Origin of the sequence: cyanobacterium endosymbiont of Rhopalodia gibberula (assembly GCF_003574135.1) — a bacterium.
In the GTDB taxonomy this organism is placed as follows: domain Bacteria; phylum Cyanobacteriota; class Cyanobacteriia; order Cyanobacteriales; family Microcystaceae; genus Rippkaea.
Genome location: NZ_AP018341.1, coordinates 1,578,600 through 1,595,997 on the forward strand (window position 1 = coordinate 1,578,600; position 17,398 = coordinate 1,595,997).

Annotated in this window: 12 protein-coding genes, 1 rRNA gene and 1 pseudogene; 8 read left to right on the forward strand and 6 right to left on the reverse strand. The window is 33.8% G+C overall.

Annotated elements, in window-relative coordinates:
* Nucleotides 1-60 precede the first annotated feature (60 nt).
* Both rrf and RGRSB_RS05090 read left to right on the forward strand, forming a co-directional pair.
* Nucleotides 61-178 (forward strand): 5S ribosomal RNA (gene rrf, locus RGRSB_RS05085).
* Nucleotides 179-629: 451 nt separating this feature from the next.
* Nucleotides 630-1,865 (forward strand): LL-diaminopimelate aminotransferase, encoded by a 1,236-nt coding sequence (locus RGRSB_RS05090; RefSeq protein WP_119260118.1) that lies wholly within the window; start codon nt 630-632, stop codon nt 1,863-1,865.
* Nucleotides 1,866-1,963: 98 nt separating this feature from the next.
* On the opposite strand, the gene gnd is transcribed toward RGRSB_RS05090, so the two are convergent.
* Entirely contained in the window at nt 1,964-3,385 is a 1,422-nt protein-coding gene (gene gnd, locus RGRSB_RS05095; protein ID WP_119260119.1) for a decarboxylating NADP(+)-dependent phosphogluconate dehydrogenase, read from the reverse strand.
* A 1,399-nt stretch (nt 3,386-4,784) separates the two neighbouring features.
* Here gnd and cobU point away from each other — a divergent pair.
* Nucleotides 4,785-5,354 carry a bifunctional adenosylcobinamide kinase/adenosylcobinamide-phosphate guanylyltransferase gene (cobU, locus tag RGRSB_RS05100; protein WP_119260120.1) on the forward strand — a complete coding sequence of 190 codons (570 nt, stop codon included), beginning with the start codon at nt 4,785-4,787 and terminating at the stop codon, nt 5,352-5,354.
* A gap of 88 nt (nt 5,355-5,442) precedes the next feature.
* Nucleotides 5,443-5,862, forward strand: coding sequence for a hypothetical protein (locus tag RGRSB_RS05105; protein WP_119260121.1), 420 nt, complete (start codon nt 5,443-5,445; stop codon nt 5,860-5,862).
* A 33-nt stretch (nt 5,863-5,895) separates the two neighbouring features.
* Here the strand turns inward: RGRSB_RS05105 and RGRSB_RS05110 are convergent, their stop codons facing one another.
* From RGRSB_RS05110 to RGRSB_RS05130, 5 genes and pseudogenes are all read right to left on the reverse strand, one after another.
* A complete protein-coding gene (locus RGRSB_RS05110) occupies nt 5,896-6,378 on the reverse strand; it encodes an SRPBCC family protein (RefSeq protein WP_119260122.1) in 483 nt (160 codons plus the stop codon).
* A 525-nt stretch (nt 6,379-6,903) separates the two neighbouring features.
* Nucleotides 6,904-7,152: a hypothetical protein gene (locus tag RGRSB_RS05115; RefSeq protein ID WP_172582041.1), complete on the reverse strand. Its 249-nt coding sequence runs from the start codon at nt 7,150-7,152 to the stop codon at nt 6,904-6,906.
* A 1,234-nt stretch (nt 7,153-8,386) separates the two neighbouring features.
* A pseudogene (locus RGRSB_RS05120) lies at nt 8,387-9,172 on the reverse strand (energy-coupling factor ABC transporter ATP-binding protein).
* Between the two features lie 40 nt (nt 9,173-9,212).
* Nucleotides 9,213-9,995: an ABC transporter permease gene (locus RGRSB_RS05125; protein ID WP_119260124.1), complete on the reverse strand. Its 783-nt coding sequence runs from the start codon at nt 9,993-9,995 to the stop codon at nt 9,213-9,215.
* Between the two features lie 58 nt (nt 9,996-10,053).
* Entirely contained in the window at nt 10,054-10,788 is a 735-nt protein-coding gene (locus RGRSB_RS05130) for a hypothetical protein (RefSeq protein ID WP_119260125.1), read from the reverse strand.
* 502 nt (nt 10,789-11,290) lie between these two features.
* Here RGRSB_RS05130 and ygfZ point away from each other — a divergent pair.
* The 4 genes from ygfZ (at nt 11,291) to RGRSB_RS05145 (ending at nt 16,472) form a co-directional block, all read left to right on the forward strand.
* Complete coding sequence (gene ygfZ, locus RGRSB_RS05135) at nt 11,291-12,340, forward strand: CAF17-like 4Fe-4S cluster assembly/insertion protein YgfZ (protein ID WP_119260126.1); 1,050 nt, start codon at nt 11,291-11,293, stop codon at nt 12,338-12,340.
* A 773-nt stretch (nt 12,341-13,113) separates the two neighbouring features.
* Nucleotides 13,114-13,236 (forward strand): transposase, encoded by a 123-nt coding sequence (locus RGRSB_RS11095; protein ID WP_119260127.1) that lies wholly within the window; start codon nt 13,114-13,116, stop codon nt 13,234-13,236.
* Nucleotides 13,237-14,614: 1,378 nt separating this feature from the next.
* Nucleotides 14,615-14,794 (forward strand): hypothetical protein, encoded by a 180-nt coding sequence (locus tag RGRSB_RS09880; protein ID WP_145961887.1) that lies wholly within the window; start codon nt 14,615-14,617, stop codon nt 14,792-14,794.
* 559 nt (nt 14,795-15,353) lie between these two features.
* Nucleotides 15,354-16,472, forward strand: a complete 1,119-nt coding sequence (locus tag RGRSB_RS05145) for a Gfo/Idh/MocA family protein (protein WP_119260966.1) — start codon at nt 15,354-15,356, stop codon at nt 16,470-16,472.
* The last annotated feature ends 926 nt before the right edge of the window (nt 16,473-17,398 follow it).

The following is a 17,398-nucleotide window of genomic DNA, read 5'->3' on the forward strand; positions in this document are numbered from 1 at the left end:
ATTACTTAGACTTCTTTTTTCTCGTTTTTTGCAGTCTTGAGGATACTTTTCTCTTCACTTCCTGGTGTCTCTGGCGCCGTGGTCCCACTGCGATCCCATCCCGAACTCGCTTGTGAAACGCGGCAGCGGCCAAGATACTTGTGGGGTAGCCCACCGGGACAATAGCTCGATGCCAGGATTTGTTTTTGAACAAAGAATCTCTTTCCTAATCAGGGAAGAGATTCTTTGTTTTTTAACGATAACGATTTAGAATGAAATAATATTTTATTGAATGTATTGAATGTTCTGAATGAGAAACAGGACTTTTCTGCTGATTGTGATTAATGACATCTATTCACCTGAAAAATTATTTCTCAATAAAGTCAGCTCTCCTTACCACCCGCTGTTAAAGAACAGCTTTATATAATTATCAAATTCATCAGATTATACTAATAATAGTAAAATACACCAGAATTTAACAGATTTTGATTCTATCTTGTCATTAACAATAAGTAAATTTTTAGTAATTTAAACAATTTCTAAGTTTTAAAACCTCATCGATTACGTTAACAGAACACCAATTTTGAAATTATCTTCAAATTTATTGACACAGTGTAAGCTAAATAAAAAGCATTTGTAGAAAAATAAACATGACAACTATAAACGAAAATTACCTCAAACTCAAGGCAGGATACCTATTTCCCGAAATCGCAAAACGAGTCAAAACTTTCGCCGAAGTCAATCCTGATACTAATATCATTAAGCTGGGTATCGGGGATGTCACCGAACCTCTGCCCGAAGCTTGTCGCACTGCCATGATTAAAGCTGTGCAAGATATGGGTTATCGCGCAACTTTTCAAGGCTACGGACCAGAACAAGGTTATAGCTGGTTACGGGAAAAAATCGCGGCTAATGACTTCCGAGCAAGGAATTGTGATGTAGATGCCTCAGAAATATTTGTCTCAGATGGAGCTAAATGCGACACAGGGAACATTCTTGATATTTTTGGTAAGGATAATAAAATCGCCGTTACCGACCCTGTATACCCCGTTTATGTTGATACAAACGTCATGGCTGGTCATACGGGGGAAGCTAATGACAAAGGAGAATATGACGGCTTAGTTTATCTTTCCATCAATGCAGAGAATAATTTTATTGCAGACATTCCTAGTCAAAAAGTTGATTTGATCTATCTTTGTTTTCCTAACAACCCCACAGGGGCAACCGCTACCAAAGACTATCTCAAAACCTGGGTAGACTATGCTAAGTCCAAAGGATCTATTATTTTTTTTGATGCTGCTTATGAAGCTTTTATCACCGATGACAGTCTTCCCCATTCTATATATGAAATTGAAGGAGCCAAAGAATGTGCTATCGAATTTAGATCTTTTTCTAAAAATGCAGGATTCACAGGGACTCGTTGTGCTTTCACAGTAGTTCCCAAAACCCTTACCGCCAAAGTTTCTGATGGGTCATATATAGAATTGTGGAAACTGTGGAGCCGTCGCCAGTGTACCAAATTTAATGGGGTGTCCTACATCGTACAAAGAGGGGCAGAAGCAATCTATTCCGATACAGGGAAAGCACAAGTTAAGAAATTAGTCAGTTTTTACTTAGAAAATGCTCATATAATCTGTAATCAACTAAAAAAAGCAGGTTTTAAGGTATATGGCGGCGTAAATTCTCCCTATATTTGGCTAAAAACCCCCTATAATCTCTCAAGTTGGGATTTTTTCGATAAATTACTGCATACTGCTCATGTGGTGGGAACTCCAGGATCTGGGTTTGGTGCCGCAGGAGAAGGATATTTCAGAATTTCTGCTTTCAACAGTCGGGAGAATATAACAGAAGCTATGAAACGTATTACAACACAGTTTTCAGTGTAGTTTTAGGTAAGGTGGGCAATGCCCACTCGATGAGTTTAACTAAAAAAACTCTCCCGAAAGAGAGAGTTTGTATGCTTAATAAGCGAGGTAAAAATCTTCTATTGAGCTGCCCACTCAGTATGGATAAATTCGCCTCTGGGTTTATCAATACGTTCGTAAGTATGCGCCCCGAAATAATCCCTTTGTGCTTGGGTTAGATTCTGGGGTAAACTAACACGACGATAACTATCAAAATAGTCTAAAGACGCACTAAACGCAGGAACAGGAATACCCAACCTGTTAGCCAACATTAACACCTCGCGCCATGCCTCTTGACGATCTAGGATACTCTGCTTAAATTCAGGAGCTAATAACAAATTTGGCAAGGTGGGGTTATCAATAAATGCCTTTTTAATCTTATCAAGAAAACCAGCACGAATGATACAACCGCCTTTCCAAATACGAGCAGATTCAGGTAAACTTACCCCATAATTGTACTCGGCTGAGGCTTTAGCAATTAGGGCCATTCCTTGAGCATAAGAACACATCTTAGAACAGTACAAAGCATCTCGTACTTTGTTGACAAATGCTTTGGCATCTCCTTCGAATTTAGTTGTGGGTCCGGGTAGTTCCTTGGATGCAGCCACTCGTTCATCTTTATACGAAGACATAACCCGTGCGTTTACCGCAGCGTAGATTGTAGGAATAGGAACCCCTAACTCTAAGGAAGTCATTACTGTCCAGCGTCCGGTTCCTTTTTGTCCTGCGGAGTCGAGAATGAGATCTACTAGGTGTTTTCCGGTTTCTGGGTCTTTGTATTTGAAAATATCGGTGGTAATTTCAATTAGAAAAGAATTAAGTTCATCAGTAGTATTCCATTCTTTGAAGACTTTGTGCAATTCTTCATTACTCAACCCTAGTCCATTTCTCATGATGTCATAGGCTTCAGCGATTAATTGCATATCGCCATACTCGATCCCATTATGCACCATTTTTACATAGTGACCAGCTCCACCGCGTCCCACAAAGGTGACACACGGGCCATCATCTACTTGGGCAGCAATTTTGGTTAAAATGGGCTCAAGTTCTCTATAGGCAGCTTCTGTGCCCCCAGGCATCAAGCTAGGGCCTTTTAATGCACCTTCTTCTCCACCACTAACACCCATTCCTACAAAACCAAGTCCGGTGGCTTCTAATTCTTGGGTGCGTCTTTCGGTATCTTCATAGAGAGAGTTACCGCCATCAATGATCATATCTCCTTTTTCAAGGAGAGGTTTTAAATCTTGAATGACGTAATCAACAGGTTTTCCTGCTTGAACCATCACCAGGAGTTTACGGGGCCGTTCTAAGGTTTGGACTAATTCTTCTAAAGAGTAGGCCGCTTTTATATCTTTGCCGACGGCCCGGGTACTCATGAATCTGTCTGTTTTCTCGCGGCTACGGTTATAAACAGCAATGGGATAACCACGACTCTCCACATTAAGAGCTAGGTTTTCTCCCATTACAGCTAAACCGATTACAGCAAAGGTACGTTTCGTCATATAACTGCTACCAAATCTACTTGGTTCTTATCAAAAAGGGTTTTTGCTATTGCATAAGGCATTGGCCGATTAGACACTGGTAAAAGCTGAGGCTTTGTTATGGTCAACTTTTGCCTGATGCTTATTTAACTTTCGCCTTCCGCGTAGCGATGCACCCCGATTAATCTAACGTTTTTCAGTCTAACGTTGGATTTTTAGTTTCCCCAATTCTTTAAACAGTATTTTAACAAGGCAGTAATTGAAAGTCAGAAGTCAAAAGTTAGAAATCAGCAGTTAAACCTCTTTTTTCCTTTAACTATGCCCACAATTGGTATTTTATGATCATGGATGATTATGCGAGCACTTATAGATTATTTTTTTATTGATTGGTAATTTTGGTTACACTTTAATTTTTACTTTATGTTTGTAAATTTTTAAGTAGTCGGAAATGAGCAACACCATGTTAGGGTTTGATCAACTTTTAGCTGGAACAGAAATGAGAAAAATAAATGTACAAGAAACAGTTGTTGAGCAGCTTTAGGCAATTATTAAATGGATAAACTTATAAATTGTCAGATTATTCTGAAATCCGCTTACACTTAGAACTATCGCTCTACATCTAATCTGATGAAGAAACTGTAGGACAAAATCAATGCAATCAGCCATAACGACCGATATTCTATTTTTTAAAAGTGTTCTGCCATAAGTTTCGAATTTTACCTGAATTTAGTCCCACTACTTGCACTTAGACCTTAATTTTAAGCCTAAAACCTAGTGCTACTTTTTAAGTTATAAGAGATGTGATCACGCGGTCAAATTCAAATGATACATTGATAGAATTAGAGTTTTGACTTATAACTATTGCTTAAATGAAGAGTCACAGTAGTTTATGGTCTTGTCATACAAGTAGTCGACAGAAAAAAAAGTCAAGATATCGAATTTTCGTCAGAGATCCCCTAGAATTAGGTAACTACATTCCTCTTCCAAGAATCTAACAATTTGTCTTTGGACAAATTGTTCTTAATTAATTGTCAATTATCTTATGGCTAATATTTGCGATGGCAATTTAGATTTATCAATTCTCACTATGTGTTTTTATTATTTTTATAGAGAGATTTTACTTTTAAATAGTACTCTTAGGAGAGTATTTATGCTAGGTTAACTAACCTTAAAATATCTTCAAATATAATATAAACTGTTTGGTAGAATATCCGGTGCTTTTTGTTTATATTATTGAGGAAATAGCTAGTTTTTATCGCACTTTATCTCAAAGTAGAAAGACAATCGACCATAAGATATATACCATTTATGTGGGATTGATTAAGTCCTTAGATTTAAAAACTTAATCAATTGATTATTGTGAATAAGATAATGATTATTCTCTCTCCTTCAGGAAATTTGATAAGTAATTCTAATTGTTATGGTTAATTATTTAGAACCACTTCAAAACCAACAAATTATTTTAGTAACTGGACCTACCCGTTCAGGTAAAAGTGAGTGGGCTGAAACTCTGGCTAAAAAATCTAAGAAGCCTGTTATTTATGTCGCGACAGCCCTAGAAAACACCCAGGACCAAGAATGGCTAGAAAGGATTACTCGTCATCAAGAACGTCGTCCTCCCCATTGGGAAACCCTATGGGTTCCCCATAACTTATCAGTTATCTTAGAAACAGTCACACCGCCTCATTGTCTTTTGATTGATTCTATAGGAACTTGGGTGGCTAATTGTTTAGAACAAGATGGCTTGACCTGGATAGAGACTATGGCTCAGTTCTTGGACCGTTTAGAAACAACCCCTATCGATGTCATTTTAGTAGCTGAGGAAGCAGGATGGGGAATCGTTCCAGCTTTCCCCTTAGGACGAACATTCCGCGATCGCTTAGGAAATTTAACCCGACACCTAGGGGCAATCGCCAATTTAGTATATTTGGTGACCGGAGGACACGCCCTTAATCTAAGTTTACTTGGCGAACCTCTAACAAAAGAATAATTATAAATTTACAATTACAAAGAATGGTGAAGAACAATACAGATGTTAGTATGTAGGTACACTGCTGACCATAGACAGGTTTATAAATATGGCTTCGGAAGCACAGGTAAAACATTACCTTGCTCATTGGTTTCAACTGGGCAAGCAGGTTTTACTTCCTAAGCGTCAACAGAAATTGTGTCCTAGCCAGATCTTTGCGGGCAACACCTATTCTCGTGAATTCGAAAGTTACTGGCAATACATATCCGCCGCAGGTGCTGATTGTTATCTAGAGGGTGCAGGACAAACTATTCGACAATTATTGAGTCCTGAGTGGGAAGTAGTCAAATGTACAAGGTGTCAGATGCCTTGTCCTGTCGCTATTTCTAGAGATACTTCTTCTGCGTGTCTTTGTGTTGACTTGCCCAGTTGGCCAAATACTAAATTACCATCCCCAAGAGTTGCTATTGATAACCAAATCTACTTGGCTCGTATTCAACAGCGACTTGCAAGATCAAGCTACGATTAGTTAAGGATTAGCACATTTAATAAGCAAAGGGAATTAAGTTAATCTTTCAGCTGCACTGGCTAACTCTGAAGCGACACGAGCGGAATAGGGTTTGATAAGCCACCAAATCAACGGAGATAGCCATCCGCGCAAAGTTACCGAATAGGAAATATAAGACCCGCAAAGAGTAGACTCTACTTGATAAGTGATTTTCTGTTCAATTCCTGGAATAGCTAAGACTCGCATACTTAATAATTCCCCTGGTCTGACATTTTCTACAAATAGACGAATTGGAATGGGGGTGAGGCGTGTTACTACTTGATAAATCAACCCTGGTTTTGCGATTAGTCCCAAAGGGACATTTGTTTGTGAGAACAAGGGATGCCAAGAAACATCGGCTAAATTAATTAATTTCTGCCAAAGAACGTCTACAGGGGCGGTACTAACAACACGATATCTTTTGTAGAGAAAAAAAGCACATGAAAGCTTGCCCTTAAAGGTCATTAACATTAACTTAAAAGAGAAATTAAGCATCATAATCGCGTCTACTATGATAACTCTCTGGCAAATCTATTTGACTATAGCACCTAATTTTTACAACACTCCCAGTCAGTTAAAAGGACTAATATCCGTTTAAAATACCATAGCCTTGTGAGTTTTTTTCTCTGGGATAATCATCATTTTTTTTTAGAAGACATTCTCATATTGGTTTTAACCCGCATAGAATACAAGATTTTTAGTTGTAGCCAGGAGATAATAAGACGGAAAATACGGGTGAGATGTTAGAATCCTCAACCTATTTTAAAAAACACAAGAAGGAATAACGGATCACTTCGGACTAATTTGTTCGAAAAACAAGTAATTAGTCTATATTGCTTGCTGTGGACAGTTCTTAAAGTTTTATCTGAAACCTAGCCGCACTTAACTAAAATAATTAATGACGGTTTAAAGCTTTATTCCATGATAACTAAGTCTATAGAATTCTAAGCTCTTTAACCCTATATTCTGAGCAGATTCAATTTTAGATCAACGATGCCCACAGAAGTCATTCTAGGAGTTGAGTTATAGAGACAAATAACATATATTCTGGAAAGGTGTGACCAAAGCTTGTTGAGGAGAGCAATTATCGAAAATCTCTAACCAGAAAAAGTTTGTTGTTACCCTAGAGGATATTTCTTCTGCTTGGATCGGTTTAAGCCCAGAGAAGGCATTCAATTGTTCTTCATCTTTAAATAGGGTATTCTCTAAAATTGTACCATGAATAACACATAATAGAGCGCTGAAAGGCGGTAAATATCCATAGTGCATCAATTCGACACTAACGGGTGAAGTCTCCTTGAACTCTAGATCTTCAGAATAATCAAGATGGAGTATCCAAAGGCATCAGCAGGGGAAGACACAGCTACGGTTAGGAAGTTAGCTTCGTCGAAGTATGAATTGGCTAACTGGTGAGTGTATCAAAATAAAGACCGAGCACAAAATTAAGCACAAGAGAATAGGAATAAACCAGACCAACCAACATAAAATGATTATGCTTGAGCCAATCAGAGAGGATGTTTTGACATCATCTCTGTGGGCCGCGTTCGACTGCAATGATCATAGCGTTTAATTCTCTTGCTAAAATCGAAATCGATGACAAGATTTCTTGATATTTGTGTCTTTTAAGTTTAGTCATTTTACCCTATTTTTTTATATATTGACTTAGGATAAACTCAACCTAAACCTTTTGGCAGTTTGGGAAATTATAAGTGGATCCTACCTTAAGGCTATCTTTTTAGATTTTTATTTTATATTTACCTTGACAGCTTTTCATCTTATCTAAGCATCCTAACTTAAAAAGATTTCTGCTTTTAATCCTCTAAAAATAAGTAACTAAATGCGAAATTAAGCACTTATAAACAAAGAGTCTAATCCCTTACGCAAAAACTGTAAATGTATTTCTTAATCTTTAAGCCTTTACCAACAAAACAATATGAAAAGTTTAGAGTAATTCTTCTTATACTTTTAAGACTTTATTTAAATTTATTTAAAGTAAATGTAACTTTTTTACAAAAAACTATCTGTAAGAAATGATAGTCTAGTTCAGAGTTTTAAAAACATAAATATTGTTGACGCTGAGCGATAGTTTAGTCTGTCTTTAAGTGTGTGAATAATTAATAAAAAAATACTTTTATCTGGAATAAATAATAATATTTCTGGTTTTAAAATATTTATATTGACTAGAACCACAAGCCTTTAAATTAAGTTAAACTCTTATCTAATTGTAACAAGATTAGATTCATTGTAAATTTATCAAATCCTGTTGATAAATTTACAATTACTTCCGTATTACCAAATGATTCTTTCACACTTTAACTATAAAAAGACGATAGTGAAAAACTCATTACCTCGCCGTCGAAATCAACTAACAGCTAACTTTTGCTCAAAAACTTTTTCTGTCTCCTGTCGCCCGGTTAAAGCATTTTGTAGAGTAGGTAGAGGTTTAACAATATAAAATTACTTGATGAGATAACTATCGCATCTGTCCACTCTAAGACTATAAATTTTAACTTCGCCTTTTATGGCTCACTAAAGGGGCGTCTTCTAAATTACAGTAAGGGCGACTGTAACTAAGAAGAAGTTCTAAGTCCTGTTTCTCTAAAAAATTTTGATCGCTCATTATTCTGTCTGTCTCACCATCATAGACAATCTGACCTTGGTTAAGAATAATAGTACGCTCACATAATTACCAGGCTAAATCGAGATCATGGGTGGCAATTAATTGGGTTAGAGAAAAGGTCTGTAGTAAGCCAATTAAATAACGCCGGGAACGGAGATCAAGTTGGGACGAAAGTTCATCTAACACCAACACTTGGGGCTGCATAGCTAAAAATCCGGCAATTGCTACCCGTTCTTTTTTCCTCCTGATAAATTATCAGGGTTTCTTGAACTATAAATTTTAGGATCTATTTTTACCGCTTCCATAGCCTCTAAAACTCTTAATTGCAGTTTTTTTCCCTTGATACAACTATTTTTTGGTCCAAAAGCGATATCATCCCACACAGTCGGCATAAACAACTAATTATCTGGGTTTTGAAAAACTAAACCAATAAAATTTCTGACCTTGGTAAGATTTTTAGGATTAACTTCCCACTGCCCTACTTTTATATATCCCAACTGAGGCAGAAAAATTCCGTTGAGGTGAAATTGTAAGGTGGATTCTCCCGATCCATTTGCTCCAATCAAGGCAACCCTCTCCCCCCTGAACTGATAAGTTAATTCTATTGAGAGAGGAAGTCCCATCGGGATAACTGTGACTTAGATTCTTAATTGCAATAGAATTATCGCGCATTTTTACTAGTAGAAAAAATCTTGATTTTCAATAAAAAAAATTAACTAGAAGCACTGGTATAAAAACGAAGGGAAAATTGCCAGAAATAGTGAGAGATGAATAAGAAAGATAATGCTATTAGTGTTGCGCCTAAAATCCATAAAGCTTCGATTTTTCCTAAAAGTACTTCCGCCGGAACAGTGGTTAAAAAAGCAACAGGAATTATAAAGGTAAAGAAGAAACGATAGACTGTAGGATAAGCACTCATAGGATACCTACCTGCTTCTAATAATCCTCTAAGAACTTCAGTAACATTATAAATTTTGACAAACCATACACTAGTTGCTCCTAGTATAAACCAAATACTATACAGAATGATGATACCCAAAATTGTCGTTATACAACTGAGTACATAGTCTCCTAGATGTAAAGATAGTTTAGAACTAAAATAGAAAATTATAATTACTCCAAAAAACAAATCTGAAAATCCCCAAGGAGATAAAATTCTACAAGACAACCAAAATTGACTACTAATTGGTTTCAATAACACGAAATCTAGAGTTCCATTCTCTACTTGTTCAACAATTCTGTTTAGATTAGGAACTAAAAAGGTAGCAGAAACGCCTTGTAATAAGGTAAACATTCCTACTACTATCATTGCTTCGTCCCAGGTCCATCCACGAAAAGTATAACCTGTTCCATAGAATAGGAATAAGCTAAATAAACTCCCAATCAAATTAGCAAAACTGCTAATCATAGCAATTATAAAGTTTAATCGATATTCTAATTCTGCTGTGACTGCTGTTGTCCAAAATAATCGTAAAACTTGTAAATAGGTTTTCATTCTAGTTTATTATTTACTAATTAATTTCGAAATTTTTGTTAAAAAACATGGCATTAAACTATGGCATAAATTCAAATATAATGCCAATTTTACTATCTTTTTTTATCTCTGAATTTTGTTTTTCAATTTTAGTAGCTAATCGAATATTTTCAGTAATTGCATAACCAAAAGAAAGAGTTGTTATTCCTATTTCATTATCTTCACCAGGAGAAATAAAACTGTGAGACAATGAAATATCAGATGCACCAGTACGTGATAAAGGAAGGACCAATTTACCTCCAATGTTAACTCCACTTTTGGAATAGTTATTAGTGGAAATTGAACGATATCCTAGCATGGGAGCAACATTAATATAATTACCCAAAGGCAACAAATAATATTGTAAGTTAACCCCTCCTGCATCTCGTCTTCCAAAGGAAGTTTGATAGTCGCCACTAATTGTTAAGCCCGTTTTCCCAATAAAAATATCATCAACCCCAATATTAATTCCTCCATCATGTTCAGTAGAAGGAAATTCTGCGTATCCTATTCCTACACGTGTTCGAAAACTCGGATCAGTATAAATATCGTATAAGACATTAGGAATGTCATTTAACCATTTTTTTAAAACGGGGCTATCTTCAATAATTTCTGCTGGTAAATCAAATGTATTTTCAATCAAATCATCCTGAATAGGACTAACTTCTGATAAAAATTGACTATCAGCTGGAGTTCCAAATATAAAGATTAGTAAAATATTGGAAATGATGATACAAAACCAATGAAATCTTGGATGTAATTGTTGTTCGGGCATTATTTTTAAAAAAGAAACACCACCAGTCCAGCATTATACTATTTTTTGACGCCGGTGTGGAGAAAACTTTAATGTTAACAATGAAATCCATACTTAAAAATATAGAGAATCTACAAGAAATACAATTATCATTTAGCCTATTTTTATTAGAGTGATGGATAACCTGAGTGAACAATTATAAAAATTAAGTTGGAAGATAATTTATAAAAAAGTTAAAATCTTCTATTCTGGTTAATAACCATGTTTGACTTATATAAAAAAATATTCTACAATTAGTACCTAAGAAACTTCTATTAAAGTCTAGTTTTTAGATAATGATGATATCTCTCATCAGAGAAATAATTTTTTCTGGAACGCTCAAATAACAAATATTGATTCTAGTCGAATTAATGAAACAGGAGAAGTCAATTTGTAATGATTATATAAAAATTTTTGACGAATTAAAAGGCAAATATTTAGTAAGTCAACTAGTTATATTGAGTACAAAACTTTATTATCAACTATGAAGCAAAAAATACGTAAATTTCAAAACCAACTAGGAATAATTTCAACAGAAAATAAGACAAGAATCGATAGTTTTGGTAATGATGTTGAAGGCTTTAGAATAGCTTATGAAGGGGCGGTTATTTGTGATCGCAGTCATTGGGGACTCCTAGAACTTACAGGAGATGATCGCTTACGTTTTCTTCATAATCAAACTACCAATAATATTAATAAATTAAAGCCAGGACTAGCGTGTGACACTGTTTTTGTCAATTCTACTGGTAGGATTATTGATTTAGTCACAGCTTACGTCACAAACGACTCAATCTTAATTTTAGTTTCCCCAAACCGTCGTCACTTCTTGATGGAGTGGGTGGACCAATACATCTTTCCCATGGATAAGGTAAAAATTACAGATATTTCCGAGAAAAATATTGTTTTTACCTTAATTGGCTCCCAATGTACTACATTTCTAAAAGAAGGGGGAATTGATGGTTTAGCCAAACTTCCACCAGAAAGTCATTTTTTGACGACTATGGGAGAAGCTTCCATGAGAATAGCTGTAGGAAGTGGATTAGCTATCCCAGGTTATACTTTAATTATGCCAATCAATCAAGCTAAAATTGTTTGGGAGCAATTAATACAATTAGGAGTTATTCCTATCGGTGATCGCGTATGGGAACAGTTGCGAATACGACAAGGAAGACCGGTTTGTGATCAAGAATTAACAGAAGATTATAATCCCCTAGAAGCAGGATTATGGCGAGCTATTTCCTTTGACAAAGGCTGTTATATTGGACAAGAAACCATTGCTCGTCTAAATACCTATAGAGGAGTCAAACAAAGACTATGGGGAGTTAAGTTAAGTCAAGAAATTATTCCAGGAACTCCAATTATTTTGGATGGAAAAAAAGTAGGAATTTTTACCAGTTGTACTGAAATTAATCAAAGTTTTTTAGGTTTAGCTTATATTAGCACCAAAGCAGGAGGAGTGGGATTAAACATTCAAATAGGACAAGCAGTAGGAGAGGTAGTAAAAGTGCCATTTTTAACACATAGTTATTATTAACTACCTGTTGTTTAAGAGACTTTTTATAAACAAACTAAGTAGGACATATTAGGTGAACTCTTGATTGTTTATTAGCTTAACTAAAATTTTTATCATGCCGTAACCCACAATATACATAGCCCTTTGTGTATTAGCAAAGCGTAACGCACTCTACAGTTCACCTAAAATTTATAGCTTTTCTAAAAAAAATAGGGTATCGTGATTAAAGTCAAGTTTTTCTCGTATACTTATCTGTCAAATACTTATCCTGAAAAACGGAGAGAGATTATTTTGCTCAGTAGAGATGAAATAACTCCTCTTTGAAGAAAAAATGATACGATGGTCTTAGTTAAGTATAGAAAATTGAAAACCTATATATCTTTTATAAGAAAGAAATAAAGAGGTAGTAGCGTGATTTTATTAAAATTTAGTTTCAAAGGTATTAAAATAAATAGAATAAGTTCAGTATAGATTGTTAAATCTTCATAGAAGATTTAACAAAAAAATATTTTCTAATACTAAGATTTTAGTAAAAAATCTTTCACATCATGAAACAGATAAATGACTGACCATACCGCAGAAAAAGTCTAAAATAAAAAACGAAAGAAAGACTTAAAAGTAAACAAAATATAAGCATTGCTACCATAACTCCTAGTAAATATTTTTTATTCAATGAACAAGAGATCCTTAGTTCCTAAGAGAAATCTAAGATAAAAGAAATTTAAAAAATATTTTCTAGTATTAGAAAATATTTTTTAAATAAAAGAGAAGAATAATTACAAGATAATAAGTAGATGGATCATAAAATTATAGCTTATTTCAAAAATCGAACTCTCCAAACAGTAGTAGAAGGGACTAATAAGAAAATTAAATTGATCAAAGTACAAGTTTATGGCTCAATTGACTTTAATAATTAAAGAAAAAAGTAGTTAGAAGATGGATACCAGTTTGGTTGAAAATTCAGTCAATAAGATTAGAATAACAAGAACAAAAGCAAAAATATTACGTTTAAATCTAAGAGAATAAAAAGTCTAAACAATTAGAGATTGAGTAGATTTTTTCTAAAATAGAACTATAAAAATAATTTATGGGAAGATTATTTAAGGAAGAAAAAGATCGTCTTTTTGCTTAAAAAAGAAAAAAATAGAAAATATTTTAAATAATTATGATGGCAAAGATAAAAAACTTATCATCATTAACTGATGACCCAAAACTTTAAAAAAAAGAATAGTTAAGTTTCATATAAAAAAAATAAGAAAACTGAAAAATCTTGCTAAGAATATATAGCAATAAAAAAGTAATAAATATGGCAATTATCCTTAACAATTAAGATATTACCATTAAGCATAGTCTAATCTCAATTAGTTGATATTCAACTAATTAAACTTTGGATTTAAAATTTATAAAAATTCCAAATCTATTGGCTTTTATTTTAATTAACTCTAATTTATCATTAATACATTCTGATATCATTTGTGTCATTTTTTTTTAAAAAACTATTTTTTAAAAAAATAAAAGCTAAATTCTTTACGGATTTTCTTATCTTCCAATTATCTGTAATGTCTAATTTTTTTTCTATTAAAATAGACTTTTTAATATTTTTATTATACAGCCTAAAGTCTTTTTTAAAAAAGTAGTTCTTTTTTTAAGAAAGTTGCAAATTATTATTGCGATTTGTATTTTTTTAAGAAAACCAGTGAAATTTTATACACCTAGTTTAATTTAGCTTTTAGTTCCTTGCTAAAATCGTTATTTACCTTTAAGTAAAACACATTTACTATGATTTTAATTTAACCTTAGTTTTGTTACTTTTTGCTTTTTATTTCAGAATTTTCTTAACTGTCTAATTAGATTAACTTGTTCCATTACATTATATAGAAACTATTTGCTACTATTTTAGCTTGTTCAATTATATTAATCGATAATATTATTATATAGTTTACTTTCAATGTCGGTGACATGGGTTTCTGACAGAGGTTTATCTTGGTTAATCATCCGATACTCTAGAACAGGTTTTGACCGACAACTAAAAGATTAAGGAAGGAACAATGCTGATGGTGCGATTCGCTGTATGTATCCCTTTAAAGTCACAGTTGACAGATACACTCTCGTAAATATATCTCTATACCAAATAAGTTAACTTGCTTATTCTTTAAGTACAGGAGTTTCTGAGAAAACATATGCTGTTCCTGTCTTTCAACTAGTTTCTATGTGTCCCCATTCTCCAATGTTTTCAGATAAGGAAGCAGCCAGGATTTTCCCAGCCACTCCTAATCAGTTAATTATTGTGGTTAATTGCAATGGAGAATATTCTATCTCACTAGAAGAGCGAGTTTATGTAATAAAATTGCTCTATATAGTCAATTTTATTCTTTTATTCGTTTAGAATTTCCTGAATTTTTCTATCTCCTAGAAAAGAAATTAGAGTGGGGACACCTCCATGCTGCTAAACCAACTTTTGTAGAACTTCCTTAACAAAAAATTTTAGTTTCTTCCTCTCTTGCATAAAAAAACTGTAACTGTTACTTCTATCTCGATTTTTTTCTATAAAATTTTATAAACGTCAAAGCCTGGCTTCAAGCAATTCCTGAAAAGTTAAGTTATTTGTCATGACAATAGACTTAAAATACCAGAGAAACCATGAGAAATAATGAAAAAAATGAAGTAAGTAAGACTATAAAAAGGACTTCGTTATCAACGGAGTTCATAGACTATTTACCCGAGTTTATAAAAGAGATATCTTTGTCATTCTAATTGAAGTTAGTACAGATTGCTCATGGTGAAACTACTACTTCATCGGGAGACCTTCTGCTTGAGTATGGATAGTTATTCAGACACATTTAAGCATCGAGACATTTTTAAATATCTCAATGCTTAAAATCAGGAAAAATCATCATGAAGATTCCCAAGATGTAAGATAAGATACTTCATTATTTAATTCAAAGTTATGGTATGTTCATAAACTGGAGTAGTTGTTAATAAATAGATAGTAAACTACCATACAATGTTCTTAATTTCGATTAAAACAGGGCTTATGTCAACTATTCGTGTCGCTGTTATCGGAACTGGTTTTGGTCAAGCTGTTCATATTCCAGGGTTGAAACACCATTCTCGCACCAAGGTAATTGCTATTTACAATCGTGACTTAGGAAAATCCAAAGCCATAGCAGATTTTCACCAGATTCCCTATGCTTTTGATGATTTTGAAAAACTCTTATCTCTAAGTGAAATTGATGCCGTTAGTCTTTCTACACCTCCGTTTCTTCACTACGAAATGAGTAAACGAATTTTGGAAGCAGGTAAACATCTACTTTTAGAAAAGCCTATGGCTATGTCAGCGCAAGAAGCAAGAGAACTCTATTATCTAGCGCAACAAAAAGAACTAGTTGTCACAACAGATTTTGAATTTCGTTATGTTCCTGCATGGCAACTTCTATCGAAATATTTACAACAAAATTATGTGGGACAAATTCGCCTAATTAAAATTGATTGGTTAGTGGCGAGTCGCGCAAACCCAAAACTTGCTTGGAATTGGTATTCCTGTCGGGAGCAAGGAGGAGGAGTTTTAGGGGCGATTGGCTCCCATTCTTTTGATTATATTCATTGGTTATTTGGACCTATTAAACGATTAACAGCTCGAATGATTTGTGCAATTAAAGAACGCCCTGATCCTAAAGACAATAATAAGTTAAAGTCCGTTAATACTGATGATACTTGTTTATTGATGTTAGAATTGGGCAATGGAGTCCCCTGTCAAGTATCTCTCAGTTCGGTAACTTATAATGGACGCGGACACTGGATAGAAGTGTATGGCGATCATGGTACTTTAGTCTTAGGAAGTGATAATCTGAAGGATTATGTTCATGGCTTCCATTTACAAGCTGCTTTCACAGGTCAATCCCTCACAGAAGTTAAAATCCCTAAATGGTTAGCATTCCCTGAACTCTTTATCGATGGACGATTAGCCCCATTTATTCGAGTCGTTGATCGTTGGGTAGAAAGTATTGATCAAGGAAAGTCTTTAACTCCTTCTCTATATGAAGGAGTTTATTCTCAATTAATAATGGATTTAGCCTATGAAGCAAGTGATAAGAATTGCTGGGTGGATGTTCCAAATCTAGAACAATATATGGACCTTGTGAACCTAGAATGATCAATCAGTAGCTAATAACTTCCAAAACTATCATTTTTACTTTATTTTGTAAGTTCAAAAACTTTACTTTTATAAAAGTAAAATTTTTGACATCCTGGGAATCTTATAAGGCAAAACTTTCAGCTGTTATTTATTATTATTGTTTTTACAGCTAATCTGAAAGAGCCATGGTTGATTTGTTCTAGAATTAGAACAACAGATTATTACTATTTCAACAGTTAATGATTTATGTATCATACAAGTCAAAATAATTAATTAGAAAATAAACTTATAAAAAATAAAAAATAATAGCAGAGATAAACAGGATAAATACTAAATTTAAATAAACTTAAACAGAAGCATATCAACTACTACAAAAGTCAAAAGTAATAGCTTATTAATAATGTGGAAAATTTATGACTATATGGTAATTTATCAAATCCAAGTTTTTAGTGATAATCTTAGGAATTATTGGAACCATTAATAACTCCTTATCTATACACGATAATAAATCTTAAGTGAATATAGAGCGATCTTCTATTGTAAGGACGTGAGTTCGACTGAGAAGAGGTGTAGTTATAATTTTTGTGATCGCTTATCATAGGTCAGGATATCGAACCTTTAGGTAATTTTATATATTGCAGCTTTTTTTCCTTCTTGTAAAAAAGCATTTTCTCAAAAAGTCAGCCATCATCATTGTATAGAGCTTATGCCCTGGACAATAATTTTAATATGCTGTTTTTTACAGACTTGAAAAGTATAAATTTAAAAAATTAGTTTCATCCATTCTAATCTGAAGAGTACACAAATTTTTTGAAGGTTTATTTGAATACACCCAAAATTATATAAGATAGTATTACAAATTTAAAACGCATTAAATTATAAACTTTACTCTAGTAAATATTTACTTTTAAGTTACCTCTAGGCAACACCGATGACTGTAAACT

Excerpts from the sequence above, each read along its gene's own strand:
- RGRSB_RS05090 (WP_119260118.1), top strand. The coding sequence starts at position 630 with ATGACAACTATAAACGAAAATTACCTCAAACTCAAGGCAGGATACCTA.
- gnd (WP_119260119.1), bottom strand. The coding sequence starts at position 3,385 with ATGACGAAACGTACCTTTGCTGTAATCGGTTTAGCTGTAATGGGAGAA.
- cobU (WP_119260120.1), top strand. The coding sequence starts at position 4,785 with ATGGTTAATTATTTAGAACCACTTCAAAACCAACAAATTATTTTAGTA.
- RGRSB_RS05105 (WP_119260121.1), top strand. The coding sequence starts at position 5,443 with ATGGCTTCGGAAGCACAGGTAAAACATTACCTTGCTCATTGGTTTCAA.
- RGRSB_RS05110 (WP_119260122.1), bottom strand. The coding sequence starts at position 6,378 with ATGATGCTTAATTTCTCTTTTAAGTTAATGTTAATGACCTTTAAGGGC.
- RGRSB_RS05125 (WP_119260124.1), bottom strand. The coding sequence starts at position 9,995 with ATGAAAACCTATTTACAAGTTTTACGATTATTTTGGACAACAGCAGTC.
- RGRSB_RS05130 (WP_119260125.1), bottom strand. The coding sequence starts at position 10,788 with ATGCCCGAACAACAATTACATCCAAGATTTCATTGGTTTTGTATCATC.
- ygfZ (WP_119260126.1), top strand. The coding sequence starts at position 11,291 with ATGAAGCAAAAAATACGTAAATTTCAAAACCAACTAGGAATAATTTCA.
- RGRSB_RS11095 (WP_119260127.1), top strand. The coding sequence starts at position 13,114 with ATGGATCATAAAATTATAGCTTATTTCAAAAATCGAACTCTCCAAACA.
- RGRSB_RS05145 (WP_119260966.1), top strand. The coding sequence starts at position 15,354 with ATGTCAACTATTCGTGTCGCTGTTATCGGAACTGGTTTTGGTCAAGCT.